The sequence below is a fragment of the Blattabacterium cuenoti genome (genome assembly GCF_014252295.1).
GTDB classification, from domain to species: Bacteria; Bacteroidota; Bacteroidia; order Flavobacteriales; family Blattabacteriaceae; genus Blattabacterium; species Blattabacterium cuenoti_V.
Window position 1 is genome coordinate 270,739 of record NZ_CP059215.1, and the last position, 26,355, is coordinate 297,093.

The window sequence follows — 26,355 nt, forward strand, 5'->3', positions numbered from 1 at the left end:
TCATCAAAAAATTATTTTTAATAAACTGATCGTACTGATCGTAGTGCTTTTTTCTTCCAAATGAAAAATCCTCCTATAGCCAATAGAACAAGAATGATAAATAAAATTCCCGTTAATACAAAACCTTTTAAAAAATAAAGAGGTACGGAAATTATGTTTCCAATTATCCAAAATATCCAGTTTTCTACTTTCTTAATAGCCATTTGATACATACCAGAAAAATAAATACCTGTAGTAAATACATCCATCCAATCAAAATGAGATTTAAGTTTTCCATTAAAATAATAAACCATCATACTAAAAATACAGGTTAATAAAAATAAAATAGAGGTGTATAGATAATCTTTTTTATTGCAAAAAGTGATAGAGATTTTTTGATTAATCTTACTTTCTTTATTCATCCATACATACCATCCATAAAAACTCATTATCGTATAATAAATATTAATGATAAAATCACCGTAAAGAGAACTCACAAAAGTTAAATAACTATATATTACAGTACTTACTATTCCTATTGGATAGACCCATATACTATTTTTTTGAGCAAAAAAAACACTAAATATTGTAAATGTTACAGCTATAAATTCTATAATTATATGAAAAATATTACTATTATAATAGGGGGATAAAATAATATTTATCCAATCATTCATCAGATTCATATTATTTATCTATAATATAAACTAAGTAATATTCTCCTATTTTTCTATAGAAAGCAGAAAATTTTTTACTATATGTTTTTTTTATTATCCAACATGATATATAATAATCTTTTTTAATACAAAAAGTAGAAACTTTATAACGATCTAAAAAACTATAATAAATGTTATAAATTCCGCCTTCTAGTTTATACAAACTTTCCTTAATTCCCCATATGATATGCAAATAATCTTTTTCATAATTTGAATTAATAAAAATAGATTCATCTTCTCTAAGAAACTTTTTCTTTATCTTGACTATTTTATTATCTTTTCGTAATTTTTCTATATCTACTCCTATATGATAAGAGCTTATAGCTATTGCTATTTTTTCAAAAGAATGACTTAAGGAAATATGTTCTTTTTCAGGGAAAAGAAAGGGTTTTCTTTTTTCATTGTAAAAAATATTTATTTTCATTCCTATATATCTAAGGGCATAACGTACTCCTAAATATTCTCTTTTTCTTTTTTCCGATAAAGAAAAAAAAAGAATTTTTTCTTTATCGGAAAGGATTTTTTTTTCGAAAAAATGTTCACACTTATCCCATCTAAAAACTAGAATTTTTGTATGAAATTTATAAAAATTATAGAGACATGAATTCATATTCAATTTTAGTATTTTTTTCATTAAATCTAGTCATTTTTTTTGTACTATTGTGAATTAAAAAATTCAATATTCTTTGATGTATGAAAAAAAAAATTGAAAAGGCATTAGAAAATATTATTCTTCTTAATAAGAAAAATATTATGGAATCTGGATTTGTAAAAAAGATAGATATCTTATCTAATAAGATAGTAATCTATTTAAGTTTATCTAATCCTTCTCTACATTTCAAAAATAAATTAATAAAAGATATAACTCATTCTATAAAAAGAAAAAATATATTATATCCAATATGTATAAAAGTAGAAATGAAATCAGAATCATGTATCAACATAAAAACTAGAAAAACTGTTATAAAAAATATAATAGCTGTAGCTTCTGGAAAAGGAGGTGTTGGAAAATCGACAATAGCAACTAATATAGCTGTTTCTTTAGAAAGAATGGGCTTCCATGTTGGATTATTAGATGCTGATATATATGGGCCTTCTATTCCATTAATGTTTAATATTAATCTTGATAAAGAAGATTTTCATACAAAAATACATAAAAATGGTATGATAATTCCCGTTATTAGTTATGGAGTAAAAATTTTATCTATAGGTTTTTTTTCAAAAAATGGACAAGCTATTGTTTGGAGAGGCCCCATGGTTACTAAAGTTTTAAGACAATTTATTCATGAAACCGATTGGGGAGAGTTAGACTTTTTAATTGTGGATTTACCACCAGGTACAGGGGATATACATTTATCTCTCTTACAAGAGATCAGATTAAAAGGAATTGTTATAGTTAGTACATCTCAAAAAATAGCATTGACGGATGTAAATAGATCTGTAGAAATGTTTCGTATTAAATCTATTTACGTTCCAATTATAGGAATTATAGAAAATATGTCTTTTCTTCTTACAAAAGAAGAGAAATTCTATTTTTTTGGGGAAAATGGAGTAAAAAATTTTTCCAAAAAGATGAATATTTTTTTTCTTGGAGAAATTCCTATGTTACAAGAAATACGAAAATATTCAGATTTGGGAACTCCTGTAGTTTTAAGAAACGAAATAATTAAAAATATTTTCCTAAAAATTACGAAAAATATCATCAATCAATTATAGAAAATTAATTCTAAAATTAGAAACAAAGTTTTATAAATTCTTTGACTATTAATATTAGAAGAGATATAGATTTTTCTGTTTCATGGAAAAATGTATTTCTAGAATATGAACTATTTTTCATATTCGATTCATATGAATCCATCACAATTATGGATAGTGCAAACACTCGTATATCCATAGATCTAGCTGTAATCACATCTGTTACTATGTTCATTCCAACACTATCTCCACCCATAGATCGTATCATAGCATATTCTGCGTAAGTTTTATAATTAAAATATGGAGAAGCTACATAAACCCCTTTCTGGATAATTATGTTATGATTCATGGCTATATTTTCTGCAATATCCAACATTTTTCGATCATATGGTTCTATTATTTCAAAAAATCTATTCCTTATAAGATTATTTATATTAGTTTTTTCTGTAAAAAAATTTATATGATCTTTAATAAACATAACATCTCCCATTTTATAATTTGGGTTAACTCCTCCAGAAATATTGATCAATATTAATTTATCAATTCCTATATTTTTACATAAAAAAATAGAAAAATAATTTCTACTATTCTCTTGATCTTCAGAAAAAGGTTCTATTAAAAAAACTACATTTTTTCCTTCTATCTTACCAAATAAGAATTTTCCATATAATTTTTCTTTCGAAAAAATGGGTATTTCTTTGTAAGAAATGTATATAGGATTTTTAATTTCCTCTATAAGTTTATCAAATTGATTTTCTAGTAATAAAATTCCAAATTCAGGTTTTTCTTTGATTTTGTTTTGTATGTATTGTTTTGATTTTTCTAAAATAATAGTCATTGATATAAATTCAATTTTTTATACGGAACGGAACTTCAAAAAACTTTATGGTCAATGAAAAAAATGAGAAATTGTTTGATTGATTTTTTGAATTATTGGATTCATTCTTATCGTATGATGTTTACTTCTATTGATAAAGGAATACTAAACTTTTTTTTTATGTCTTTCATTATTTTTTTGGAAAAAAAGTATATATCCATTCCACTAGCTTTTCCATAGTTTACTAAAACTATAGGTTGTTTTTTATATACTCCTACATTTCCAATTTTTTTATTTTTCCATCCTGTTTTTTCAATTAAGGAACTAGCAGATAGCTTCACTTTATCTTTAGAAATATCATAACCAATAATATCGGGATATTTATATTTTAGTTTTTTAAAATCAAAAATATCTACTGTAGGATTCAGGAAAAAACTACCAGCATTTCCAATTTCTTTTGGATTTGGAAGTTTACGATATCTTATATTGAAAATAGCCTTCCTTAAATCATTAATAGTAGGTGTTTGAATATTCATATTTTCTAGTTCATTTTGAATTTCCACATAGGATGTATTCAATTTTTTATATTTCTTTCTTAAAAGAAAATAAACAGATAAAATTAGAAATTTATTTATGTAATGAGGATCCTTGAAAAAAGAAGAACGATATTTGAATTGACATTCTTCACGTGTAAATTCTCGTATTTTTCGATGATTAGTTTCATATGCTTGTACTTTTAGTAAAGTATCTTTTATTTCTGCTCCATATGCTCCAATATTTTGAATTGGTGCAGATCCAACTGTACCAGGAATGAATGATAAGTTTTCCAAACCTAGAAATCCTTTTTTTATAGTCCATTTAACAAATTCATTCCAATTTTCTCCAGCAAAAGCTTGAACAATTACTTTATAATCATTTTCCTGTATTATTTTTTTACCTTTAATCCCAATTTTCATAACTAATCCTGGATAGTAATTTTTTAAAAAAAGAATATTACTTCCATTTCCTAAGAAAAGTTTCGGAATTGATGGATATATATCCAATATTTTTTGAATATCTCCTATACTTTTTAATTCTACAAAATAACGAGCATAAACATTTATTCCAAATGTATTAAATTTTTTAAGAGAAAAATTTTTTTTAATTAACATGTGAAGAATATTATATTTACTAAAATACACAAATACAATTTTGTGCGTAATATTGATTAAATTTATCAAAAACATAAAATTGTTATTCTTTATGAATATGAAAAAAGGAGGAAATTTTTTTTTGGGAGTTATTATAGGAACCATGGCTGGCTTAATAATGGGAATTTTATTAGCTCCAAAAAAAGAGGAAAAAATAAAAAATATACTAGGAAAAAAAACAGAAGAATTAAGAGATAATTTTCAGAAAATTAGTAAAAAAATTGGAAAAAAAGTAGATCGAATAAAATCTAATTTTGAAGAAAGGTGGAAAAAAAACAAAATAGAGAAGGAAAAAATGGATAAAGTAGAAGATGAATTGGGGACTTAAAAAAGTTTTTATTTTTTATGTTGTTCATTTTCATTAAAAATTTTATCCATAGAAAATGGTGTCTTTTCAAAGATGAACTTGTTAAAGTATTGGTTTCCATCACAGGAGAGATCTTATTTAATTTTTTTTTGTTGATATTTTGCATTATTATCTTTTTTTTAGGGAGTCTTTCTTTATGCTTTTTTCTTTCTTTTTATTTCGGAAATTATATTATTGGATTTGGATTTTTAACTATTTTATATTTTTTTCTTTTTCTTTTTATCTTCTTTTTCTTTAGAAAGATTTCACTTTTTTTTATAAAAAATTTATTAAGAAAATCTATTTTTAGAATTTTTGAAGAAAATAAAAAAAATTAGAATTATCGACTTTTATATGAAAAAATTGGAAATTGTTTATGGAATACATCCTTTAATAGAAGCTCTTTTAGCTAAAAAAATTATTAAAAAAATTTTTTTTCAAAGAGGATTTCAACAAGTATCAAATACTTACAAAAAAATAATACATCTTTCTAAAAAAGAAAATATTCCAATTCAAACAGTTACAAAACAAAAATTTTATCAATTAAAAAATAAAAATCATCAAGGAGTTTTTGGAATTCTTTCTCCTATAAAAACTTACAAAATAGAAAATTTGCTTCCTATGTTTTATGAAAAAGGAAAAAATCCACTTTTAGTCATTTTAGATCGCATTACAGATGTAAGAAATTTTGGATCTATAGTACGTACTTCTGCATGCGTTGGAGCAGACGCCATTATTATTCCAAAAAAATCAACAGCAATGATTGGATCAGATTCAATCAAAACTTCTTCAGGAGCTTTATTTAAGCTTCCAATATGTCAAGAAAAAAATATAAAAAACACTATAGAGTTTTTAATGAAATATGGATTTAAAATTGTTTCCGCTACGGAGAAATCCAATGTATATTGGTACGATATTGATTTTTCAGGTCCAATAGCTGTAATATTAGGAAATGAGGAAAAAGGTATTTCTACAAAATATTTGGAAATTTCTTGCGAAAAAGTAAAAATTCCAGTAATAAAAGGAATTTCTTCTTTAAATGTATCTGTAGCTTGTGGAATAATTTTATATGAAGTTTTCCGACAAAGAAAATATCACTCTAAAACTCACTTTTAAATTGTCTTAGAAAACGAATATCATTATTAAAATAAATTCTAATATCTTTCATATCATAAATCATTAAAGATAAACGTTCTATTCCAACTCCAAAAGCAAATCCAGAATAAACTTCTGGATTAATATCTACATTTTTCAAAACTTCTGGATCTACCATTCCACAACCCATAATTTCTAACCATTCACTATTACAGTGTATATCTACTTCCGCACTAGGTTCTGTAAATGGAAAATAAGAAGGACGAAATCTTATTTTTGCTTTTCCAAAAAGAGAAGTTATTAAATAATGAACCGTTTGCTTTAAATCTGAAAAGGAAACTTTTTTATCTATAAAAAATCCTTCTGCTTGATGAAACATGAAATTTGAACGTGATGAAATGGTTTCATTTCTATATACTTTTCCTATAGATAAAACACGAAAAGGAGGACGATGTTTTTTCATGTATCGTATTTGTATAGATGAAGTATGTGTCCGTAACAAAATATCTGGATTTTTGCATAAAAAAAATGTATCTTGCATATCTCGAGATGGATGATGAATTGGAATATTCAAAGCCGTAAAGTTGTGCCAATCATCTTCTATTTCTGGTCCGTCTACATAAGTAAATCCAATATTTAGAAAAATTTCTATTATTCTGTTTTTTATTATGGATAACGGATGTATAGACCCTATTTCTATAGATTTTCCAGGTATAGTAGGATCGTAGTCATGCTTTAGTCCTTTTTCATTTTTAATGATGTCGTTTTTTGATTGATAGTGAAAAATTTTTCTTTGAACTTCTTTTTTTAATTCATTAATAATTTTTCCATAAATTTTTCTTTTATAAATGGATATTTCTTTTAATTCTTTGAATAAATTTGTTAAAATTCCTCTTTTTTTTCCTAAAAATTTAATTCTAAACGTTTCTAAATCATCATATGTTTGAATATTAAAACATTTGATATACTTTTTTATTTCATCTATTTTTTGATACATATTTATTCGATAATATTTTCTTCATTCATATAACGAATGATAGCTTTTTGAATTAAAAACAATTGTTCCTCTTGATTAGAAAAAGGTATTTTTGATTTTAATATATAATGTGGCCATCCTTCCTTATCTCTTCCTAGAAAAGAATAATAACCAAAAGGTTCTAAGATTCTACATATTGCAATATGCAAAATATTAATTTTATCTTCTTTATTTGAAAATCTATTTTTACCTTTACCCAGCTCTTGAATTCCTATTAAGTAAATAATTCCAATAATATCAATTTTTTTTTCTATGAAAAAATGATTTTGTATGTATAATATTACTTTATTCCAATTGATATGAAATCGTTTCATTTCCTTATTAAATTATGTTAACATTAGATATAATTATCGTCGTTATAGTTTTATATGGAGGATATCATGGCTATCAAAAAGGTTTAATATCTCAATTTTTTGTATTCATGATATTTCTAATATTTATTTACAAAGGTCCTGTTGTATTTGATTTTGTCAAAAAAGTAAATGTGGTAAACAGAGAATCCTATTTTTTTTTAGCTTCTTCTCTAATCATTTCTTTTCTTTCTATAATTTTTTTATCTTTTTTTTCTAAAAAAATTATAGAATTTATTATGATGATTACATGGATGAAACCTGTGGATAGATTTTTTGGTGTAATATTAGGCATGATTAAATATTTTTTTTGGATTTCAATATGTCTTTTTTTTCTAAAAGAAGTAAATAAAAAAATTTATGTCATTCCTGATAATTTTTTTCAAAATTCCTTTGAAAAAGAGTTTCAATTTTTTTTTTCTAGAAAAGGATATTTATTTAATAAATTGAAAGAATTATATTTTTATTTTCAATATAAATAAATAAAATGATCTTTAAAAAAAAGGTTTTTTCGATCTCATCTAAGAATGAATTTGAAAATTTGACATTGGATATATTTCATTACCAAATGAAAAATAACATAGTTTATAAAAACTATCTTAAATCGTTAAAAATAAATCCAATGAAAATAAAAAATATTTCTGAAATTCCTTTTTTACCTATTTCTTTTTTTAAAACACACTGTATTTGGAGTAGTTTAACTAGTATACCAGATATTGTTTTTACTAGTAGCGGAACGACAGGAGAAAAGAGTAAACATTATGTAGCAGATTTAAGTATTTATATTAATAGTTTTATAAAAGGATTTGAGTTTTTCTATGGTCCAATAGAAAAATTCAAATTTTTAGGATTTTTTCCTACTTATAGAAAAAATTCTTCTTTAATTTATATGATAAAATATTTGATCCAAAAAACAATTCAAAATGGAAGTCGTTTTATTTATTCCTATGATAAAAAGAAAAATATTATTATTTCTGATAAAAAAAATATTTTAATTTTTGGACTTAGTTTTTCTTTATTAGATTTTATAGAAAAAATAGAAAAAAGTGGATATCAAGAAAATTTGATTATTATGGAAACAGGAGGAATGAAAGGAAAAAGAAAAGAAATGATTAGAGAAGAATTACACAATATCTTAAAAAATATTTTTTCTGTCAATGAAATTCACTCGGAATATGGTATGACAGAATTTCTTTCTCAGGCATATGCAAAAAAAAACGGTATTTTTCGATGTCCTCCTTGGATGAAAATATATATCAGAGACACGAAAGATCCTTTCATTCACATAGATAATAATAAAATAGGAGGTATTGATGTTATAGATTTATCGAATTATTTATCTTGTCCTTTTATTTCTACCGAAGATTTAGGAAAAAAAATAAATGAAGAAGAATTCGAAGTCTTAGGAAGAATGGATTTTTCAGATATAAGAGGATGCAATATAATGACTATTTGATTTAAAAAATATAGAAAAGATGTATCTTTTGTTTCTATAAACTATGTTGATACAATAAAAGAATACCTTCTATACTTTTTGTTATTCTTTTTGAATGTAAAAGAATATCTAACATTAATAAAGTGTTTTTTGTCCCATATTTATTATAAATAATACCCATGACCTGTTGATTCATTTGTTCCTCTATTTTTTTTATAATTTTATATTGGATAGAACAAGAAAGTTCTATTTTTTGACAATTTCTATCTATTGTTACTTTTTTGATGATGTGAAAATGTTCACCCATTAGATTTTCAAGTGTTAATAAATTTTTCTTTTGCTGATATTTTAAAGGTTTATGGCTATTTATAACATGAAATAATGTATGATTAGTAATAATATCTGAGGATTCAATAATTTCTTTAGTTTTGTTATATATATGGAAATATATGATACCAACATTAGGTTCACTATTTTTTGTGTTTCGAATTACTCTGATTAAAGAGTTTTGTATACTTGTAAAATGTTCTTTTACTTTTAAAAAAGTATTTCTACTATTTTGAAGAGTTTTTAAATTTTCTTGAGTAATTCCTTCTATACTATTTTTATAAATCTTCTCTACATATTCAAGTATAGGGTTGAGAATCTCAAAAGTTTTGTTTAAGGAAATTTCCAAATTAATATTTACTATATTAAACAATGGTTTTTCTTCTTTTATTATTTTTTTATAGTATTTTTTATAACTTTTGTAAAAAACGAATACAATTAAAAAAATAAGAGAGAATAAAGCCCATGCTTTAAAAAAGTACAAAAAAGCAGCGGTCATTCCAGACATTATAAAAGCCATTAACCCTGTTAAAAACCATCCTCTTATTACTTTTAATACACCTGATACTCGATAAACAGCACTTTCTCTATCCCAAGCTCTATCTGAAAGGGAAGTCCCCATAGATACCATAAAAGTGACAAAAGTAGTAGACAATGGTAATTTTTGCACTGTAGCTATAGATATCAATATGCTAGATATGGTTAAATTAGCAGAAGCCCTAACTAGGTCAAAAGCTACGTTCCCTTCTTTTTCTGTTTTTTTTTGTTTAAAATTTTTTTCTATTTTAACTAAAAATCTTTTCGGAAAAAATTTAAAAAAATAATTTCCAAAATATAAAAAAAATCGAACGATTCCTCTAGAAAAAGAATTAGATAAAAATTTTTCTTGCCCTTCATTTTGTCTACTCAAATTAATCTCTGTGCTAGTAATGTTTTTTGTTTTTTTGGAAAACCAAAGAGTCAATATCATAATCATTCCTGCAAAAATTAAAAATAAAGATGGAACCTGCACATTTCCAGATAAACTTTTCATATTAAATTTTTCAGCAGGAGGACTTCCCGATTCTTTCCATATATTGTAAGATTGTATACCAGCTATAGGTATTCCGATAAAATTAACTAAATCATTTCCTGCAAAAGCCATAGCTAAAGAAAAAGTTCCATATAATACAACAAACTTTAATATATTGTATCCGAAAGAAACAAATATTTTCGCTATAATTGTCCATGTTGAAAATAATATGATAAAAAAAACAAAAAAATTATGGTGAATCCATTTTATGAAATTTTGAATAAAGAAGGAAAATCCTGATAACTGATTATCAGTAAAACCTTGTAAAGTGCTATGCATTCCTCTAACAATCAGGAAATAAGTCATACAACTTAATGAAATAGAGGCCCATATGACTCCTGCATCTTTTAATTTTTTTTCATATTCAAAACTAAATAAAGAACGAATGAAATAGTGAATGAAAGTTCCAGAAGTAAAAGAAATTATAATAGATAAAAAAATTCCTATACTAATAGTTAATGTTTTTTCTGTTTTAATATAGAAAGTCAAATGATGAAAAGGCTCATTATTTAAAGGAGAACTGATTTTAATCATGGCTATACTGAAAGCACCACCTAATAAACAAAAGACCATAGATACTGTAGTGGAAGTAGGTAATCCTAAAGTATTAAAAATATCCAGCAAAATGATATCGGATATCATAACCGCTAAAAAAATAAAAATGATATCTGAAAAGTAAAAATAGGAAGGATCAAAAACTCCTTTTCTTGCTACTTCCATCATACCACTAGATAAAAAAGCTCCTAAAAAAATACCTAAACTAGCGAAAATCATAATCGTTTTACGAGAAGCTACTTGAGATCCAATGGCAGAATTGAGAAAATTAACGGCATCGTTAATTAAACCAACAATCAAATCAAATATGGATAATAAAAAAAGAACCACTATAATTGAGGAATAAAAAAATTTCATAAGTAAGATTGAATTTACAAAATAAAGAAAAAATATATTATTTATTATGTAATAAATTGTAAATATTAGAAATTATTTACAATTTTTTTAAAAATTCTTTAATAATATTTTCTACAGAAAATTCTGGATGTTCATTCAAAATATCATCCAAAACATTTTTAGATACTGTAGGAGAAAAACCAAGTACGTTCAAAGCGTTTAAAGCTTCTTTTTTAATTAAATCAGATGTACTGCCCAAAAATTTTACGTTTTCTACCTTTCTATTACTAATTTCTTTAGTAAATTTATCTTTTAATTCAATAATAATTCTTTGAGCTGTTTTTGTTCCGATTCCTTTTACTTTTCTAAATGCCTTAACATCATTTTTATATATAGATTCTGCTATTTCATATGGAGTTATAGAAGATAATAACATGATAGCAGAACTTGGACCTATTCCATTAACGGATATTAAATAAGAAAATATTTCTCTTTCTATTTTTTCAAAAAAACCGTACAGAACATGTTTATTTTCTTTTATAAAGAGATAAGTATAGATGCTTATCTCTTTTCCTTCTTCTCTTTCTTTTTCTAACAAAAAAGAATAGGTATATAATGAAATATGAATATGATATCCTACTCCATGACAATCTATTATTAAATAAGATTTATTTTTTTCTATTAACTTTCCTCTTAAATGTGTTATCACAGTATTATCGAAAAAGGTATTGTCAAAAAAAGTTATATTAAAGAATATAAAAAATACTAAGAAATTATTTTTTTCTAAAGAAAATTTTCATAGGAACGCCTTTAAAACCAAAGTGATAACGAATTTTATTTTCAATAAATCTTTTATAAGATTCTTTTATATATTGAGGAAAATTAGAAAAAAAAAGAAATACGGGACTGCATGATGGAATCTGAGTACAATATTTTATTGTTATTAATTTATTTTTTTTCTTAGAATGAGGAGGATTTTTTTTAAAAATTGGTAACATAATTTTATTTAAAATATTCGTTCTTAATCTGTTCTTACGTGATTTTAAAATTTGATCAGCTATGGGAATAATATGATGTATTCCATATTTATTCTTAGCAGATATAAAAAGAATGGGAACATTATCAAATGGAGATATTTTTTTTTGAATCAGAAATTGTAAATTTTTTTGCAACAAATGATTTTTATTATTAAATAAATCCCATTTGTTAATAAGAATTATAATACCTTTATGATTATTTTTTACTAATCTAAAAATATTCATATCCTGTCTTTCCCATCCACGAACTGCATCTACCATTAAAAGACAAACATCAGTGTTTTTGTCTTCTATTGTTTTTACCGTTCTTAAAGAAGAATAAAATTCAATGTTTTCTCCTATTTTTGATTTTTTTCTTACTCCTGGAGTATCAACTAAAATACATTCATATCCCAATTTTTTATAAAAAACATCTAGACTATCTCTAGTAGTACCAGAAATATTAGTTACAATATGATGAGGTTTATCTAGAAAAGAATTAATTAAAGTCGATTTTCCTACATTCGGACGTCCGACTATAGAAAAACGAGGAAGAAATTCTTTTTCTATGATATTTTCTTTTCTTTCAAAAAATTTATCTTTAAATATTTCTACTATTTTATCTAGTAATTCTCCCGTTCCACTACCATTTATAGCTGATATATAGTAAAAGTTTCCAAATCCTAAATGAAAAAAATATGTTTCTGAATATAAAGACGTAGATTCTACGTTATCCACTTTATTCACTACTAATAAAGTGACTTTTTGAAATTTTTTGAGTATTTTAGCAATTTCTCTATCTCTTTCTAAAATTCCCATTTTTATATCTACCAAAAATAAAATAACATCGGACTCTTTAATAGCTATGAAGATTTGATTTTTTATTTCTTTTTGAAGAATATCATTTTTTGAAATTGAAGAACTAAAACCACCTGTATCCAACACAGAGAATTTTAGTCCATTCCATTCTGAATTTCCAAAAACTCGATCTCTTGTGACTCCACTTGTAATATGAACAATAGCTTTTCTTTTTCCTACAAGACGATTAAACAAAGTCGATTTTCCTACATTTGGACGTCCAACGATAGATACAGTATAATTCATTTGAATAAATTATTCGCATAACAAAGGTAGAATTTTTTTATTAGTTTCATTACTAGATTCTTAGTCAAAGTGTATATTACTAAAAAAAATAATGCGTATAGATATTGTTAGCGTAGTTCCTGAAATTTTACACGGTTCTTTTTCCAATTTTCTTATTAAGAGAGCAATTAATAAAGGATTAATTGATATTCATATCCATGATTTACGTTTATATGGCTTAGGTAAAAGAAAGAAAGTAGACGATTATCCCTATGGAGGAGGATCAGGAATGGTTATTCGAATAGAACCTGTATATCAGTGTTTTTCAGAATTATTGTCAAAAAGAGATTATGATGAAAAAATTTTTATGACTCCTGAAGGAAATCTTTTTTCACAAAAAAATGCAAAATCTCTAACAGAGAAAAAGAATATCATAATTCTTTGTGGACGTTACAAAGGAATTGATCAGAGAATCAGAGATCATTTAATTTCTAAAGAAATATCTATTGGAAAATACATATTATCTGGAGGAGAATTAGCTGCCGCTGTTGTAGTAGAATCTATAGTAAGATTATTACCTGGAGTAATACAAAATCAAGATTCCATTCTCACTGATTCCTTTCAAAAAAAATCCTTTGTAGCTCCTCCAATTTATACTAGACCATCTATTTATAAAGGATGGGCTGTTCCAGAAATACTTTTATCTGGTCATCATAAAAAAATAAAAGATTGGTTTTATAAAAAATCCATGCAAGTTAAAAAAAGAAGATTGGATTCGTAACGTAAAATGTTTTAATACCCTTAAAAGGAAATTTTTCTGTAAATTAAGCGTTTGATAACATTTTGGATTTTATCAAAATCAAATCTTTTGATTACATTTTGCATCAAAATTCTAATTTCTTTGTTGCATAAATTTCCTATGCTTCCTTCATGAGAATAAGAATTATTTGTCAAATATAATGGTTGAAAACATCCGTTCTGAATATCTAAACCTACTTTTTGATAGGCTTCTCTAAAAGAATATCCTTTTTCAATAACAAGTTTGTTTACTATTTCTACACTGAACAAATATTTATACTTCTCTTCCTGAAGAATGTTCTTTCTCACTATGATATGATTCAACATATACTGAAACATAGAAAAACATTCTTTGATTTCTTCAAAAAGAGGAATAAATCTTTCTTTAATAATTTGAAAATCTCTATGATATCCAGAGCACAAATTAGAAGATATCAAAGAAATCTCATTAGGTAATGAAATCATTCTATTACATTTAGCTCGTATCATCTCAAAAACATCTGGATTTTTTTTATGAGGCATAATACTAGATCCGGTAGTTAGATAATCAGGGAAACTAATGAAATTGTAATTTTTACTTACATATAAGCAAATGTCTTGTGCCATTTTACTTAAAGTTCTTGCTAAAGAAGCAATAGATTCTGAAACTATTAGTTCCATCTTACTACGTCCCATTTGAGCGTATATTACATTATAATTTAAATTTTCAAATCCTAATAAATCTGTTGTCATTTTTCTATTTAAAGGAAAAGTAGAACCATAACCAGCAGCAGATCCTAAAGGATTTTTGTTAACAATACGATATGCTGTGTGAATTAATAGTAAATCATCTATTAAACTTTCTGCATATGCAGCAAACCAAAGTCCAAAGGAAGAAGGCATAGCTATTTGATAATGAGTATAACCAGGCATGAATGTATTTTTGTGTTGTTCACTTAGTTTTAATAACAAATCAAAAAAAGAATAAGTTATCAAAACTATTTCTTTTATTTCTGCACGAATAAAAAGTTTCAAATCCACCAATATTTGATCATTTCTGGATCTACCACTATGTATTTTTTTTCCTACATCTCCTAAACGATTTATTAATAAAAACTCTATCTGAGAATGAATATCTTCTATTCCTTCATCTATTCTAAAATTATTATTTAATATTTCGTGCACATAAATATGACGTAACTCCTGAATCAAAATTTTTAAGTCTCTTTGATTTAATAATCCAACATTTTTTAACATAATGATATGAGCAATAGTTCCTATAACATCATGTGGAGCTAAAAGTAAATCTATTTTAGAATCCTTACCTGAAGTAAAATTTTCTATTTTTTTATCAAAATTCGAATTAGTCTTTTTATCCCAAATTTTCATTTTTTTTATTCTATCTTTGAACAAAATAAGAAAAATTTCTAATAAAAATGGATTAAATAATGGATTATGAGTAAACAAAATACTACCAAAAATTATACAGCAGATAGTATTCAATCTCTTGAAGGAATAGAGCATATAAGACTTAGACCTTCTATGTATATTGGAGATGTAGGAAGTAGAGGATTACATCATTTAGTCTACGAAGTAATAGATAATTCTGTGGATGAATCCTTAGCAGGTTTTTGCAATAAAATATGGGTAAATATTCATAAAAATGGATTTATTACCGTACTTGACAATGGTCGTGGAATTCCAATAGATATTCATAAAAAAGAAGGAAAATCTGCTCTTGAAGTAGTTATGACTAAAATTGGAGCAGGTGGGAAATTTGATAAAAATGTTTATAAAATTTCTGGAGGATTGCATGGAGTGGGGATTTCCTGTGTAAATGCTCTATCTCAAAAACTTATAGTTACAATTTATCGTAACAAAAAAATTTATCAACAAGAGTATTTAAAAGGAAAATCCGTTTCTACTGTAGAATGTATAGGTACAACAGATATGCAAGGAACAAAAATTCATTATCTTGCTGATCGTTCTATTTTTCATTCTATCACATATAATTATGAAATCTTAGCTAATAGATTGAAAGAATTATCTTTTTTAAACAAAGGACTCTACTTATTTTTAGAAGATGAAAGAGAGAATATCAAAGAGTATTTTTTTTCTAAAAATGGATTAAAAGAATATCTTCCTATTTTGGATAAAAATCAAGAACCTTTAACAAAAGATGTCATTTTTATTGAAGGAGAAAAAGATAATACAATTGTAGAAGTTGCAATGCAGTATAATACTTCCTTTAAAGAAAAAATTTATTCTTATGTTAACAATATCAATACTCATGAAGGTGGAACTCATCTTTCTGGATTTCGAAGAGCACTAACAAGAACATTAAAAAAATATGTGGATGGATATGGAATTTTATCCAATAAAGATAAAATTGAGTTTACTGGAGATGATTTTAGGGAAGGAATTACAGCTATTATATCTGTTAGAGTAATGAACCCCCAATTTGAAGGACAAACTAAAACAAAATTAAGTAATCACGAAGTAGGAGGAATTGTAGATAAAATTGTTGGGGAAATGCTGAGCAGTTATTTAGAAGAACATCCTAGTGATAGGAAAAAAATTATTGACAAAGTCATACTATCTGCTAAAGCACGTCAAGCTGCTAAAAAAGCTCGTGAATTCATACAAAAAAAGAATCCAGTAAATAATAGTATTTTACCTGGTAAATTAGCAGATTGTTCTTTCAACAATCCAGAAAATTGTGAAATATATTTAGTTGAAGGAGATTCTGCTGGTGGAACAGCTAAACAAGGTAGAGATAGAAATTTTCAAGCTATTTTACCTTTGCGAGGAAAAATACTAAATGTTGAAAAAGCTATGCCGCATAAAATATTTGAAAATGAAGAAATAAAAAATATATTTACTTCTTTAGGAGTTTCTATTATAACAGAAGAAGATCAAGAAATTTTAAATGTCAAAAAACTGAGATACAATAAAATTATTATTATGACAGATGCAGATATAGACGGAAGTCATATATCTACTCTGATTTTAACATTATTCTTTCGTTATATGAAACCACTAATAGAAAAAGGACACATTTATATTGCAACACCTCCACTTTATTTAATACGAAAAGGCAATCATTCTCAATATGCTTGGAGCGATCAAGAAAGAGAAAATATTCTCAATCAATTAGGAGGAAGAAAATATGTTAATATACAACGTTATAAAGGATTAGGAGAAATGAATGCAGAACAACTTTGGGAGACAACTATGAATCCAAAAAATAGAACTCTACGAAAAGTAAAGATAGAAAATTATTCAGAAGCAGAAAAAATATTCTCTATTCTTATGGGAGATGAAGTTCCACCACGTAGAAATTTTATAGAAAAAAATGCAATACATGCAAAAATTGATGTATAAGTATCATGAATTATATTCAATCAATCTTATTAGGGATTATTGAAGGAATTACAGAGTTTTTTCCTATTTCTTCTACAGGGCACATGGTTATTGTTGCTTCTATTCTGGGTATATTAAAAGATAAAATAACAAATTTATTTTTTGTTTCTGTTCAGTTTGGAGCAGTTTTATCAATTGTTTTTTTATATAGAAAAAAAATCTTCTTTCAAAAATTGGATTTTTACCTAAAAATTTTTGTAGCTATTTTTCCTGTAGGAGTTTTAGGATTTCTATCTTCTAAAAAAATAAATTATTTATTAGGAAATCCGATGATTGTCGCTATATCTCTTCTGATAGGAGGATTATCCATTCTGAAAGCAGAAAATTTTTATGTAAAAAATTACACTAATAAAAATAATAATATCACTTATTTAAAAGCTTTTATTATTGGATTATTTCAATGTATAGCTTTGATACCAGGAGTATCTAGAAGTGCAACTACCATTATTTCTTGTATGTTACAAAATGTTAATAGAATAAAAGCTATTGAATTCTCCTTTTTTTTGTCTGTTCCTGTTATTGCAATTGCTACATGTAAAAAATTATTTGACTATTACTTCCAATTAAATTTTTTTACATTTAAAGAGATAGAATTATTATTGTTAGGGAATATAGCATCTTTTATAACTGGAATTATATCTGTTAAATGTTTCATGAAATACTTAAAAAAAAATAATTTCAAATTATTCGGATACTATAGAATCATAGTAGGTTTTTTTTCATTGTTATACAATACATTATTTTTATGAAACTAATTGGAATATTTTGATCAATAATTTATTAGAATTCCAAAATGGAAAAATATTACTAATAGATAAACCGTGGGGATGTACTTCCTTTGAAGTTGTGAAAAAAATTAGAAGTTCTATTCTAACGACTACTAATACAAAAAAAGAAAATTTAAAAATAGGACATTCAGGAACTTTAGATCCTCTTGCTACAGGTTTATTAATTGTGCTCACAGGTAAATATACTAAAAAAGTAAATGATATTCAAAATTATAAAAAAACCTATACAGGTATCATAAAATTAGGTTGTGAAACATTGTCTTATGATTCAGAAACAGAAGAATATAATTTTTCTTCAACTTTGCACATTACTCCTAAACTTATTAGAAGTACATCTCAAAAATTTATGGGGGATATAGATCAATACCCCCCTTTCTTTTCTGCCTTAAAAACAAAAGGGAAAAGATACTATGAGTATGCTAGAAAAGGAAAAAAAATAAACTCTATGAAATCACGACGTGTCAAAATTTATCAATTTCATATTCTAAAAATAGTTATTCCATACATCAAATTTCTCATAGTATGTGGAAAAGGAACTTATATTAGATCGGTAGCTAAAGATTTTGGAAAAGAACTAAGAAGCGGAGCTTATCTTCTTTCTTTAAGAAGAGAACGTATTGGTAATTTTTCTCTAAAAAGTTCTGATTATATAGAACTAAATTTTTCAAAAAAATTAAAATTTCCATGTTACTTTACAAAGTAAATCTTAAATTTTATATTTTTTGTACCATACATGAAATTTTTTATTACATTCTTCATCAGTTAAAACTCCTTTTCTCACTCCTTCCAATAAATGTTTTTTTAGTAATACACCATTTTTAGAAAAAATGGATCTTACCGTGTTCGTAGGTTGAGCTCCTTTCATTAGCCATGAAACAGCATTTTCCATTTTTAATACAGTGGAAGGAGGATCCATATGAGGATTATAAGTTCCTAATTTTTCAATAAATTTTCCATCTCTTGGAGAACGAGAGTCAGCCACAACTATATGATAAATAGGTTTATGTTTTTTTCCTATTCTTTTTAAACGAATTTTCACAGACATAATTTATGAATTTACAAAAAACCTTAATTTAGGCATAATTATAATGTTTTTGAAAAAAAAATGGTATATATTTACAATAGTGATAGTGATTAGTAGATAGACCCGTTGTGTAACGGTAGCACAGCAGATTTTGGTTCTGTTAGTTGGGGTTCGAGTCCCTACGGGTCTGTTCCCGACCATATAGTTTCGTGATAGATATGTTGAATTTTACAAAATGAGTATGAAAGTAAAAAAAGAAAAAGTTTTGTTAATAGCTTTTTTAAGTGTTTTAGCATATATATTGATTCATTTATCCAAATCTTTTTTAGGATTGGATAAATCTACTCTTTGCATGTTAAGATGCTTTGTCATATCTCTTTTCATATTGTATGCTTCAATGAAAAAAGATTTAACTACTTGGATTTTATTATCCATAATCATAGGAATAGAAATTGGATTAGATTTACCAAAGATTGCTGTAGAACTAAGATTTTTATCTCAAATATTTTTGAGATTGATAAAAACTATTATTGCTCCAATATTATTTTCCACTTTAGTAGTCGGAATAGCAAGTCATTCTAATATTAAACAATTAGGTAGTATGGGATGGAAATCCTTGCTATATTTTGAAGTTGTTACAACTTTAGCTTTGTTTGTTGGTCTTATTGCTATTAATGTATCTCAAGCTGGAGTAGGTATTGTGATTCCATCTGGAATCACAGAACAACAATTACCAAAAGTAGAAAGTAGAACGTTGCAAGAGACTATTCTTCATGTGTTCCCAGAAAATTTTATAAAATCCGTATATCATGGAGATGTGTTATCTATAGTAGTGTTTTCTGTTATTTTCGGTATATCAATGGTCTTTCTAGAAGAGAAAAAACGAGGACCTCTATTATTATTTGCAGAGAGTCTTTCAGAAGTCATGTTTAAATTTACTAGAATTATCATGTATTTTGCTCCTATAGGAGTAGGATCTGCTATAGCCTATACAGTAGGACATATGGGTTTGGATATTTTATATAATTTATTTCAATTATTGTTGACTCTTTACATTGCTTTACTTATTTTTTTGATAGTTGTTTTATTTCCTATTCTTTTATGGATTAAAGTTCCTTTAAAAGGTTTTATAAAAGCATTAACTGAACCTGTATCATTGGCATTTGCAACCACAAGTTCAGAATCTGCCTTGCCTCTTCTTATGGAAAATTTAGAAAAATTAGGGGTTCCTAGAAAAATTGTTGCTTTCGTGATTCCTACAGGTTATAGTTTCAATTTAGATGGTACTACTCTATATTTATCTTTAGCTACTATTTTTGTAGCACAAGCATCTGGTATTCCTTTGAGTTTTAGTCAACAAATATTCATAGGAATGACTTTAATTTTAACTAGCAAAGGAGTAGCAGGAGTTCCTAGAGCTTCTTTAGTGATTCTTTTAGCTACAGTAACTTCTTTTGGATTACCCACTTGGCCTATATTAGCTATTATAGGAATAGATGAATTAATGGATATGGCTCGCACAACAGTGAATGTAATAGGAAATGGATTAGCTAGTTGTGTTTTAGCTCGTTCTGAAGGGGAGTTCGACGACAAAAAAATGTTAGATTATATTAAAAATAAAAATGAAAATGGTTTGTGAGAACCAATTGTTTTTTTTATAGAAAAAAAAAATATTCTATAGATCCAAATGGAGTAATCACAAGGAAAAGTCCCTCCAATATTGCTTTAATTAAATATTGGGGGAAACATAATAAAAAGATTCAAATTCCGTTGAATTCTTCTATTAGTTATTCCCTGGAAGGGGTATACACGGTAACACGATTAATTTATCATTTGAAAGAAAGAAAAAAAAGAAATCCATCCATAAAAATTTTTTTTTCAGGAAAAGAAAAAACTAGCTTTCTTCCAAAGATTTTTGAATTTTTTCATAGAATTTCATTCTATTGTTCTTATTTACTGGATTTTAATTTTATAATAGAAACCTATAACACTTTTCCACATAGTAGTGGAATAGCTTCTTCTGCTTCTTCTATGAGTGCTTTAGCATTATGTATTATGGAAATAGAAAAAAAATTAGTCTCTTCTTTAAAAGAAGATTTTTTTTTGAAAAAAGCTTCTTTTTTAGCCAGATTAGGTTCTGGAAGTGCTTGCAGATCTATTTATCCTGGACTTGTTGTATGGGGACATCACAAATCCATAAAAGGAAGTAATAATTTTTATGCTATTCCATATCCATATAAAGTACACCCCATTTTTACAAAAATGGTAGATACTATTTTAATTATAGATGAAAAACCTAAAAAAATATTAAGTTCAAAAGGGCATCAGTTAATGAATATCCACCCTTACGCTAAAGAAAGATTTAAATGTGCTAACAAAAATATGAATCATCTTATATCCATATTAAAAGTGGGAGACTTACAAGAATTTGGAGAATTGATAGAACATGAAGCTTTGACTCTTCATGCCATGATAATGACATCTCGTCCTTATTTTTTATGGATGAAACCCAATACTCTGAACGTTCTTTACTCTGTATGGAATTTTAGAATACAAAGCAAAAAAAATATCTATTTTACACTAGATGCAGGTGCAAATGTTCATCTATTATATCCTATTGAAGAAAAAAAATCCATCCTAAAATGGATATATAGTGATCTTATTTCTTTTTGTACAAAAATTATAGAAAGTTTTTGTTATTAATTTAATTATATTTGTGTCATATTATCATTTCTATAAAATAATATGGTGGACGTAGCTCAGTTGGTTTAGAGCATCAGATTGTGGTTCTGAGGGGCGCCGGTTCGAATCCGGTCGTCCACCCAATAAAACCATTATTCATTAATGAAATGCCTTTTTGATTCTTGTAAATGCTTCTACGATTTTATCTTCTGAGGAAGCGTAAGAAATGCGCAAACATTCATGATTCCCGAAAGCACTTCCACTTACAGTAGCTACTTGAACATTATCAAGTAATAATTCAGAAAAATCATCTGCATTTTTAATAGTTTTTCCATATAATTTTTTCCCAAAAAAATATGAAATTTTTGGAAAAATATAAAAAGCTCCATTTGGTTGATTAAATTGAAACCCATCAATTTCTTTGATCATATCCATAACTAAATTTCTTCTTTTTTTAAACTCTTTTATCATATATCCTATTTCACTTGGATCATTTTTTAATGCAGAAATAGCTGCTCTTTGTGCAATAGAATTTGCACAAGAAGTAATTTGTCCCTGTATCTTATCACAAGATTTAGAAATCCATTCTGGAGCTCCAATATATCCAATTCTCCATCCAGTCATTGAAAAAGCCTTAGATAATCCATTTAGTGTTATTACTTGATTATGAATATCAGGAAATATAGCAATACTAGTAGGATGTTTTTCAGAGTAACAAATGTGTTCATAAATCTCATCAGAAAGAATCATGACTTCTGGATATTTTTTAAAAATTTCCGATAAATTTCTTAATTCTTGATAAGAATAAACACTTCCTGTAGGATTACAAGGAGTACTGAAAATAAATAATTTAGTTTTAGAAGTTATTGCTCTTTCTAATTGCTCTGGATTAATTTTAAAATCGTTTTCCATGGTTGTTGGTACTACAACAGGATAAGATTCACATAATTTTACCATTTGTAAATAACTTACCCAATAAGGAGCTGGAATAATGACTTCATCATTTGGATTAAGCAAAGATAAAAGTACATTCATTATAGCTTGTTTTGCTCCAGTAGAAACTACAATTTGAGAAGGTGTATATTTTAAATGATTATCACGGTAGAACTTTTCGCATATTACTTTTCTAAGTTCTAAATATCCGGATACAGGAGTATAATAATGATATCCTTCATCTATCGCTTTTTTAGCGGCATCTAAAACAAAATTAGGAGGTAAAAAGTCTGGTTCTCCCAAACTTAAATTTATAATGTCATATCCTTTGTTTTTTAATTTTCTAGCTTTAGCTGACATAGCTATGGTTTGCGAATAAGATATATTATTCAAACGATGGGACAATCTATTTTTCATAGATATTAGAATTTGAAATGATTACAAATCTAAATAAATTTGGTTATAAATTTGTTGATCCATTCATTTAAAATTAATATGATTAACAACATGGAATTAATTAAAAAATATTTTCCAGACTTATTGAATCAACAAATCTATAAGTTGTCTTCTTTAAAAAATTTATACGGATATTGGAATACACATGTTAATCTTCTTTCTAGAAAGACATTTTACGATTTTTATCAACAGCATGTTCTTTTTTGTTTAGGAATAGCTAAAGTATTTTCTTTTTTTCCTGGATCATGCGTTATGGATTTAGGAACAGGAGGAGGATTCCCAGGTATTCCTTTATCCATAATTTTTCCTCATACAGAGTTTATATTAGTAGATTCTATTAGAAAAAAAATTAAAATTATAGAAAAAATTATACATAATCTTCATTTAAAAAATGTATATCCTATTTGGATACGTGCAGAAAAATTAGAAAAAAAATTTGATTTTGTGGTTACTAGGGCTGTCACTAAAATAGATATTATCCATAATTGGATAAAAAATAAATTTAAATGTCAATCTAATTCAAAAATTGTAAATGGATCTTTATATCTAAAAGGAGGAAATATTTCTGAGGAAATAAAAAAATTTCCTCATGCAATAGAATATCCTTTAAATCATTATTTTGAGGAACCGTTTTTTATAAATAAAAAAGTGATTTGGATTTCCAATATTTAAAATATATTAAAAAAAAGATAGAATTAAAAATGAATCCTAAGAAAATTTTTATAGAAAAAGTAAAAGAAAAAGGTGGATGGGTAAATGCTCATTCTCACTTAGACAGAGCTTATACTCTAACAAAAAAAAATTTCAAATATTCTTATTTTCCTCTAAAAAAAAAATGGTATCTGGTGGATGAAATGAAACGTTTAGCTACAGAAGAAGATATTTATATCCGTATGGAAAAAGCTTTAGAATATTTTTTAATGCAAGGAACACAAGCTTTATGCTCTTTTATAGATGTAGATGAAATTATTGAAGATCGTGCTTTGAAAGCAGCTCAAAAATTGAAGAATAATTATGGAAATTACATTTATATTCGTTTTGCTAATCAAGTACTGAAAGGAGTGTTAGATAACAAGTCCAGATATTGGTTCGATAAATCAGTAGATTTTGTGGATATTATTGGAGGATTACCCGCCAAAGATTATGGAAGAGAAGATGAACATCTAGATGTTTTATTAAAAACAGCTAAAAAAAAGGAAAAAATAGTGCATGTACATGTTGATCAATTTAATACTAGCGAAGAAAAAGAAACCGAAAAATTAGCAAAAAAGACGATTGAATATGGAATGCAAGGAAAAGTAGTAGCCATTCATAGCATTTCTTTGGCTGCACATTTTAGAGATTATCGTTATGAAACATATCAATTGATGAAAAAAGCAAATTTAATGGTAATTTCTTGTCCAATTGCTTGGATTGATCACAACAGAAGTGAACGTTTGACTCCTAGCCATAATTCTATTACTCCAGTGGATGAAATGCTCCCTGAAGGAATAATAGTAGCATTTGGAACAGATAATATTTGTGATATATACAAACCTTTTTCTGATGGAAATCTATGGATAGAATTACGTGTAATGTTAGAAGCTTGTCATTATTATAATATAGATCATTTGGTAGAAATTGCTACAATAAATGGATTAAAAGTATTAGGATTAGTCTAATAAATAATTTATTTTTTTCTCCATTTTTCTGGTCGCATTTGTGGAAAAAATAAAACTTCTTGAATAGAATATTTTTTAGTTAGTAACATCACTAAACGATCTATTCCAATTCCAATTCCTGCAGTAGGAGGCATTCCAAATTCTAAAGCACGTATAAAATCTTGATCAATTGACATAAATTCATCTTTTTTATTTTTTTTGGATAACTTCATTTGTTTCCGTAAACGATCAAGCTGATCTATAGGATCATTAAGTTCTGAATATGCATTAGCAATTTCTTGTCCATTGATAAGAAGTTCAAAACGTTCTGATAAATTTTCTTTATGACGATGTCTTTTGGTTAAAGGACTCATTTCTATTGGATAATCAATAATAAAAGTAGGATTAATGTAATTTTTTTCGCATTTTTCTTCGAAAATGTTCTCAATAAGTTTAGCTTTGCTCATTTTTACATTTTCTTCTATATGCAATTTATGACATACTGTTCTTAACTCCTCTTCTTCCATTTTTTCTAAATCAAATCCTGTATATTTTTTAATAGAATCCAATATAGGAATACGGGGAAAAGGAGTATTAAAATTAATATGATTATTTTCTTTTTCTTGAAATTTATTCCATATATACTTCATCAGTTCTTCTGTAAAATTCATCATCCAATAATAGTCTTTATAAGCTATATAAAGCTCTAATACAGTAAATTCTGGATTATGAATCCGATCCATCCCCTCATTTCTGAAGTTCCTGGAAAATTCATAAACCCCGTGGAATCCCCCAATTATAAGTCTTTTCAAATAAAGTTCATTAGCTATACGTAAATATAATGGAATTCCTAACGTATTGTGATAAGTTTCAAAAGGGCGAGCTACTGCTCCTCCAGGAATAGATTGTAAAATAGGTGTATCTACCTCTAAATAACCTTTGTTATCCAGATAATTTCTTATTTTCTGTATGATACTAGTTCTTTTCAAAAAAATTTCTTTGACATGATCATTTACTATAAGATCTACATAACGCATGCGATAACGTTGTTCCATATTGGAAAAGGCATCGTATATTTTTTTATTTTTTTTATCCACTTTTACTTGTGGTAATGGTCGTATCGATTTGGATAACAAGGTTAATTTATGAACACGTATAGTGATCTCATTCATTTTTGTTTTAAATAAAAAACCTGTTACTCCAATAATATCCCCTATATCTATAAGTTTTTTTAAAAAAATGTTGTAAGTATCCTCTTTTCCCATTTTATCTGAGTATAAATAGTTTTGAGAAAAGTATACTTGTATATAACCCGTATGATCTTTAATTTCTCCAAAAGAAGCTTTTCCTAAAAATCGAAAACGCATTAAACGTCCGGAAATACTAATGTTTTTTTTTTCGATAAAATTTTTTTTTATATCCAAAATAGAACTAGTTACACTGTATTCCTCTGATGGATAAGGATTTATTCCTAATGACTTAAGTTTATCTAGTTTTTTTCTACGTATGATTTGTTGTTCTGATAAATAGGGCATAGATTGTATTTATGAATGTATCAAAAATACCCAAAATGGACAAAACGAA

26 protein-coding genes and 2 tRNA genes are annotated in these 26,355 nt (G+C 26.1%); 15 read left to right on the plus strand and 13 right to left on the minus strand.

What is annotated here, in order from left to right; genetic code table 11:
• Positions 1 to 17: 17 nt before the first annotated feature.
• Both pnuC and H0H40_RS01305 read right to left on the minus strand, forming a co-directional pair.
• Positions 18 to 665: a nicotinamide riboside transporter PnuC gene (gene pnuC, locus H0H40_RS01300; RefSeq protein ID WP_317167213.1), complete on the minus strand. Its 648-nt coding sequence runs from the start codon at positions 663 to 665 to the stop codon at positions 18 to 20.
• A gap of 1 nt (position 666) precedes the next feature.
• The gene (locus H0H40_RS01305; protein WP_185869268.1) at positions 667 to 1,305 is read right to left on the minus strand and encodes a 4'-phosphopantetheinyl transferase family protein; all 639 of its coding nucleotides are present in this window, start codon (positions 1,303 to 1,305) and stop codon (positions 667 to 669) included.
• Between the two features lie 83 nt (positions 1,306 to 1,388).
• Here H0H40_RS01305 and H0H40_RS01310 point away from each other — a divergent pair, with 83 nt between their 5' ends.
• The gene (locus H0H40_RS01310) at positions 1,389 to 2,411 is read left to right on the plus strand and encodes an Mrp/NBP35 family ATP-binding protein (protein ID WP_185869269.1); all 1,023 of its coding nucleotides are present in this window, start codon (positions 1,389 to 1,391) and stop codon (positions 2,409 to 2,411) included.
• Between the two features lie 16 nt (positions 2,412 to 2,427).
• Here H0H40_RS01310 and H0H40_RS01315 read toward each other — a convergent pair whose 3' ends face one another.
• On the minus strand, positions 2,428 to 3,228 hold the full coding sequence (locus tag H0H40_RS01315; RefSeq protein WP_185869270.1) for a purine-nucleoside phosphorylase: 801 nt from the start codon (positions 3,226 to 3,228) through the stop codon (positions 2,428 to 2,430).
• Between the two features lie 107 nt (positions 3,229 to 3,335).
• Complete coding sequence (gene murB, locus H0H40_RS01320) at positions 3,336 to 4,358, minus strand: UDP-N-acetylmuramate dehydrogenase (protein ID WP_185869271.1); 1,023 nt, start codon at positions 4,356 to 4,358, stop codon at positions 3,336 to 3,338.
• 91 nt (positions 4,359 to 4,449) lie between these two features.
• On the opposite strand from murB, the gene H0H40_RS01325 reads away from it, so the two are divergent.
• Positions 4,450 to 4,725 (plus strand): YtxH domain-containing protein, encoded by a 276-nt coding sequence (locus H0H40_RS01325; protein WP_238785696.1) that lies wholly within the window; start codon positions 4,450 to 4,452, stop codon positions 4,723 to 4,725.
• Between the two features lie 372 nt (positions 4,726 to 5,097).
• The gene (gene rlmB / locus H0H40_RS01330; protein ID WP_185869273.1) at positions 5,098 to 5,859 is read left to right on the plus strand and encodes a 23S rRNA (guanosine(2251)-2'-O)-methyltransferase RlmB; all 762 of its coding nucleotides are present in this window, start codon (positions 5,098 to 5,100) and stop codon (positions 5,857 to 5,859) included.
• On the opposite strand, the gene pheS is transcribed toward rlmB, so the two are convergent.
• Together pheS and H0H40_RS01340 are read right to left on the minus strand one after the other, a co-directional pair.
• Complete coding sequence (gene pheS, locus H0H40_RS01335) at positions 5,843 to 6,835, minus strand: phenylalanine--tRNA ligase subunit alpha (RefSeq protein WP_185869274.1); 993 nt, start codon at positions 6,833 to 6,835, stop codon at positions 5,843 to 5,845. The two genes, rlmB and pheS, sit on opposite strands and share 17 nt — an antisense overlap.
• Before the next feature lie 2 nt (positions 6,836 to 6,837).
• The gene (locus H0H40_RS01340) at positions 6,838 to 7,188 is read right to left on the minus strand and encodes a hypothetical protein (RefSeq protein ID WP_185869275.1); all 351 of its coding nucleotides are present in this window, start codon (positions 7,186 to 7,188) and stop codon (positions 6,838 to 6,840) included.
• Between the two features lie 14 nt (positions 7,189 to 7,202).
• Between H0H40_RS01340 and H0H40_RS01345 the strand changes: the two genes are divergently transcribed.
• Positions 7,203 to 7,706 carry a CvpA family protein gene (locus H0H40_RS01345; protein WP_185869276.1) on the plus strand — a complete coding sequence of 168 codons (504 nt, stop codon included), beginning with the start codon at positions 7,203 to 7,205 and terminating at the stop codon, positions 7,704 to 7,706.
• A gap of 5 nt (positions 7,707 to 7,711) precedes the next feature.
• The gene (locus tag H0H40_RS01350; protein ID WP_185869277.1) at positions 7,712 to 8,680 is read left to right on the plus strand and encodes a long-chain-fatty-acid--protein ligase; all 969 of its coding nucleotides are present in this window, start codon (positions 7,712 to 7,714) and stop codon (positions 8,678 to 8,680) included.
• Positions 8,681 to 8,714: 34 nt separating this feature from the next.
• Here the strand turns inward: H0H40_RS01350 and H0H40_RS01355 are convergent, their stop codons facing one another.
• The 3 genes from H0H40_RS01355 to der all read right to left on the minus strand — a co-directional run bounded on the left by H0H40_RS01355 (position 8,715) and on the right by der (position 13,069).
• Positions 8,715 to 10,970 carry an inorganic phosphate transporter gene (locus tag H0H40_RS01355; RefSeq protein WP_185869278.1) on the minus strand — a complete coding sequence of 752 codons (2,256 nt, stop codon included), beginning with the start codon at positions 10,968 to 10,970 and terminating at the stop codon, positions 8,715 to 8,717.
• 76 nt (positions 10,971 to 11,046) lie between these two features.
• Positions 11,047 to 11,658: a Holliday junction branch migration protein RuvA gene (gene ruvA, locus H0H40_RS01360; protein ID WP_185869279.1), complete on the minus strand. Its 612-nt coding sequence runs from the start codon at positions 11,656 to 11,658 to the stop codon at positions 11,047 to 11,049.
• A 64-nt stretch (positions 11,659 to 11,722) separates the two neighbouring features.
• Positions 11,723 to 13,069, minus strand: a complete 1,347-nt coding sequence (gene der / locus H0H40_RS01365; RefSeq protein WP_185869280.1) for a ribosome biogenesis GTPase Der — start codon at positions 13,067 to 13,069, stop codon at positions 11,723 to 11,725.
• A gap of 91 nt (positions 13,070 to 13,160) precedes the next feature.
• On the opposite strand from der, the gene trmD reads away from it, so the two are divergent.
• A complete protein-coding gene (gene trmD, locus H0H40_RS01370; RefSeq protein WP_185869281.1) occupies positions 13,161 to 13,829 on the plus strand; it encodes a tRNA (guanosine(37)-N1)-methyltransferase TrmD in 669 nt (222 codons plus the stop codon).
• A gap of 20 nt (positions 13,830 to 13,849) precedes the next feature.
• Here the strand turns inward: trmD and argH are convergent, their stop codons facing one another.
• Positions 13,850 to 15,214, minus strand: coding sequence for an argininosuccinate lyase (gene argH / locus H0H40_RS01375; RefSeq protein WP_185869282.1), 1,365 nt, complete (start codon positions 15,212 to 15,214; stop codon positions 13,850 to 13,852).
• 66 nt (positions 15,215 to 15,280) lie between these two features.
• Here argH and gyrB point away from each other — a divergent pair, with 66 nt between their 5' ends.
• Genes gyrB through truB form a run of 3 tightly spaced genes read left to right on the plus strand, consistent with a single transcriptional unit; the run spans position 15,281 to position 18,739 of the window.
• Positions 15,281 to 17,209 (plus strand): DNA topoisomerase (ATP-hydrolyzing) subunit B, encoded by a 1,929-nt coding sequence (gene gyrB / locus H0H40_RS01380; protein WP_185869283.1) that lies wholly within the window; start codon positions 15,281 to 15,283, stop codon positions 17,207 to 17,209.
• Positions 17,210 to 17,214: 5 nt separating this feature from the next.
• Positions 17,215 to 17,997: an undecaprenyl-diphosphate phosphatase gene (locus H0H40_RS01385; protein WP_185869284.1), complete on the plus strand. Its 783-nt coding sequence runs from the start codon at positions 17,215 to 17,217 to the stop codon at positions 17,995 to 17,997.
• A 16-nt stretch (positions 17,998 to 18,013) separates the two neighbouring features.
• Complete coding sequence (gene truB / locus H0H40_RS01390; protein ID WP_185869285.1) at positions 18,014 to 18,739, plus strand: tRNA pseudouridine(55) synthase TruB; 726 nt, start codon at positions 18,014 to 18,016, stop codon at positions 18,737 to 18,739.
• Positions 18,740 to 18,742: 3 nt separating this feature from the next.
• Here the strand turns inward: truB and rpsP are convergent, their stop codons facing one another.
• Positions 18,743 to 19,081 (minus strand): 30S ribosomal protein S16, encoded by a 339-nt coding sequence (rpsP, locus tag H0H40_RS01395; RefSeq protein ID WP_185869286.1) that lies wholly within the window; start codon positions 19,079 to 19,081, stop codon positions 18,743 to 18,745.
• Between the two features lie 98 nt (positions 19,082 to 19,179).
• Between rpsP and H0H40_RS01400 the strand changes: the two genes are divergently transcribed.
• The 4 genes from H0H40_RS01400 (at position 19,180) to H0H40_RS01415 (ending at position 21,883) form a co-directional block, all read left to right on the plus strand.
• Positions 19,180 to 19,250: transfer RNA gene (locus H0H40_RS01400), tRNA-Gln, on the plus strand.
• 51 nt (positions 19,251 to 19,301) lie between these two features.
• Entirely contained in the window at positions 19,302 to 20,699 is a 1,398-nt protein-coding gene (locus H0H40_RS01405) for a dicarboxylate/amino acid:cation symporter (RefSeq protein ID WP_185869287.1), read from the plus strand.
• Complete coding sequence (locus tag H0H40_RS01410) at positions 20,696 to 21,763, plus strand: diphosphomevalonate/mevalonate 3,5-bisphosphate decarboxylase family protein (RefSeq protein ID WP_185869288.1); 1,068 nt, start codon at positions 20,696 to 20,698, stop codon at positions 21,761 to 21,763. The genes H0H40_RS01405 and H0H40_RS01410 overlap by 4 nt, the downstream gene beginning before the upstream one ends.
• Before the next feature lie 45 nt (positions 21,764 to 21,808).
• A tRNA-His gene (locus tag H0H40_RS01415) sits at positions 21,809 to 21,883 on the plus strand.
• Positions 21,884 to 21,901: 18 nt separating this feature from the next.
• Here H0H40_RS01415 and H0H40_RS01420 read toward each other — a convergent pair.
• Entirely contained in the window at positions 21,902 to 23,092 is a 1,191-nt protein-coding gene (locus tag H0H40_RS01420; RefSeq protein ID WP_185869289.1) for a pyridoxal phosphate-dependent aminotransferase, read from the minus strand.
• Between the two features lie 90 nt (positions 23,093 to 23,182).
• Here H0H40_RS01420 and rsmG point away from each other — a divergent pair, with 90 nt between their 5' ends.
• A complete protein-coding gene (gene rsmG, locus H0H40_RS01425) occupies positions 23,183 to 23,803 on the plus strand; it encodes a 16S rRNA (guanine(527)-N(7))-methyltransferase RsmG (protein ID WP_185869326.1) in 621 nt (206 codons plus the stop codon).
• A gap of 29 nt (positions 23,804 to 23,832) precedes the next feature.
• Positions 23,833 to 24,792 (plus strand): amidohydrolase family protein, encoded by a 960-nt coding sequence (locus H0H40_RS01430; protein WP_185869290.1) that lies wholly within the window; start codon positions 23,833 to 23,835, stop codon positions 24,790 to 24,792.
• An 8-nt stretch (positions 24,793 to 24,800) separates the two neighbouring features.
• Here H0H40_RS01430 and lysS read toward each other — a convergent pair whose 3' ends face one another.
• Complete coding sequence (gene lysS / locus H0H40_RS01435; RefSeq protein WP_185869291.1) at positions 24,801 to 26,306, minus strand: lysine--tRNA ligase; 1,506 nt, start codon at positions 26,304 to 26,306, stop codon at positions 24,801 to 24,803.
• Positions 26,307 to 26,355 lie beyond the last annotated feature (49 nt).

What these genes read in the sequence shown, in the direction of transcription:
- pnuC (WP_317167213.1), bottom strand. Translation starts at nt 665, where the DNA reads ATGAATCTGATGAATGATTGGATAAATATTATTTTATCCCCCTATTAT.
- H0H40_RS01305 (WP_185869268.1), bottom strand. Translation starts at nt 1,305, where the DNA reads ATGAATTCATGTCTCTATAATTTTTATAAATTTCATACAAAAATTCTA.
- H0H40_RS01310 (WP_185869269.1), top strand. Translation starts at nt 1,389, where the DNA reads ATGAAAAAAAAAATTGAAAAGGCATTAGAAAATATTATTCTTCTTAAT.
- H0H40_RS01315 (WP_185869270.1), bottom strand. Translation starts at nt 3,228, where the DNA reads ATGACTATTATTTTAGAAAAATCAAAACAATACATACAAAACAAAATC.
- murB (WP_185869271.1), bottom strand. Translation starts at nt 4,358, where the DNA reads ATGTTAATTAAAAAAAATTTTTCTCTTAAAAAATTTAATACATTTGGA.
- H0H40_RS01325 (WP_238785696.1), top strand. Translation starts at nt 4,450, where the DNA reads ATGAATATGAAAAAAGGAGGAAATTTTTTTTTGGGAGTTATTATAGGA.
- rlmB (WP_185869273.1), top strand. Translation starts at nt 5,098, where the DNA reads ATGAAAAAATTGGAAATTGTTTATGGAATACATCCTTTAATAGAAGCT.
- pheS (WP_185869274.1), bottom strand. Translation starts at nt 6,835, where the DNA reads ATGTATCAAAAAATAGATGAAATAAAAAAGTATATCAAATGTTTTAAT.
- H0H40_RS01340 (WP_185869275.1), bottom strand. Translation starts at nt 7,188, where the DNA reads ATGAAACGATTTCATATCAATTGGAATAAAGTAATATTATACATACAA.
- H0H40_RS01345 (WP_185869276.1), top strand. Translation starts at nt 7,203, where the DNA reads ATGTTAACATTAGATATAATTATCGTCGTTATAGTTTTATATGGAGGA.
- H0H40_RS01350 (WP_185869277.1), top strand. Translation starts at nt 7,712, where the DNA reads ATGATCTTTAAAAAAAAGGTTTTTTCGATCTCATCTAAGAATGAATTT.
- H0H40_RS01355 (WP_185869278.1), bottom strand. Translation starts at nt 10,970, where the DNA reads ATGAAATTTTTTTATTCCTCAATTATAGTGGTTCTTTTTTTATTATCC.
- der (WP_185869280.1), bottom strand. Translation starts at nt 13,069, where the DNA reads ATGAATTATACTGTATCTATCGTTGGACGTCCAAATGTAGGAAAATCG.
- trmD (WP_185869281.1), top strand. Translation starts at nt 13,161, where the DNA reads ATGCGTATAGATATTGTTAGCGTAGTTCCTGAAATTTTACACGGTTCT.
- argH (WP_185869282.1), bottom strand. Translation starts at nt 15,214, where the DNA reads ATGAAAATTTGGGATAAAAAGACTAATTCGAATTTTGATAAAAAAATA.
- gyrB (WP_185869283.1), top strand. Translation starts at nt 15,281, where the DNA reads ATGAGTAAACAAAATACTACCAAAAATTATACAGCAGATAGTATTCAA.
- H0H40_RS01385 (WP_185869284.1), top strand. Translation starts at nt 17,215, where the DNA reads ATGAATTATATTCAATCAATCTTATTAGGGATTATTGAAGGAATTACA.
- rpsP (WP_185869286.1), bottom strand. Translation starts at nt 19,081, where the DNA reads ATGTCTGTGAAAATTCGTTTAAAAAGAATAGGAAAAAAACATAAACCT.
- H0H40_RS01405 (WP_185869287.1), top strand. Translation starts at nt 19,302, where the DNA reads ATGAAAGTAAAAAAAGAAAAAGTTTTGTTAATAGCTTTTTTAAGTGTT.
- H0H40_RS01420 (WP_185869289.1), bottom strand. Translation starts at nt 23,092, where the DNA reads ATGAAAAATAGATTGTCCCATCGTTTGAATAATATATCTTATTCGCAA.
- rsmG (WP_185869326.1), top strand. Translation starts at nt 23,183, where the DNA reads ATGGAATTAATTAAAAAATATTTTCCAGACTTATTGAATCAACAAATC.
- H0H40_RS01430 (WP_185869290.1), top strand. Translation starts at nt 23,833, where the DNA reads ATGAATCCTAAGAAAATTTTTATAGAAAAAGTAAAAGAAAAAGGTGGA.
- lysS (WP_185869291.1), bottom strand. Translation starts at nt 26,306, where the DNA reads ATGCCCTATTTATCAGAACAACAAATCATACGTAGAAAAAAACTAGAT.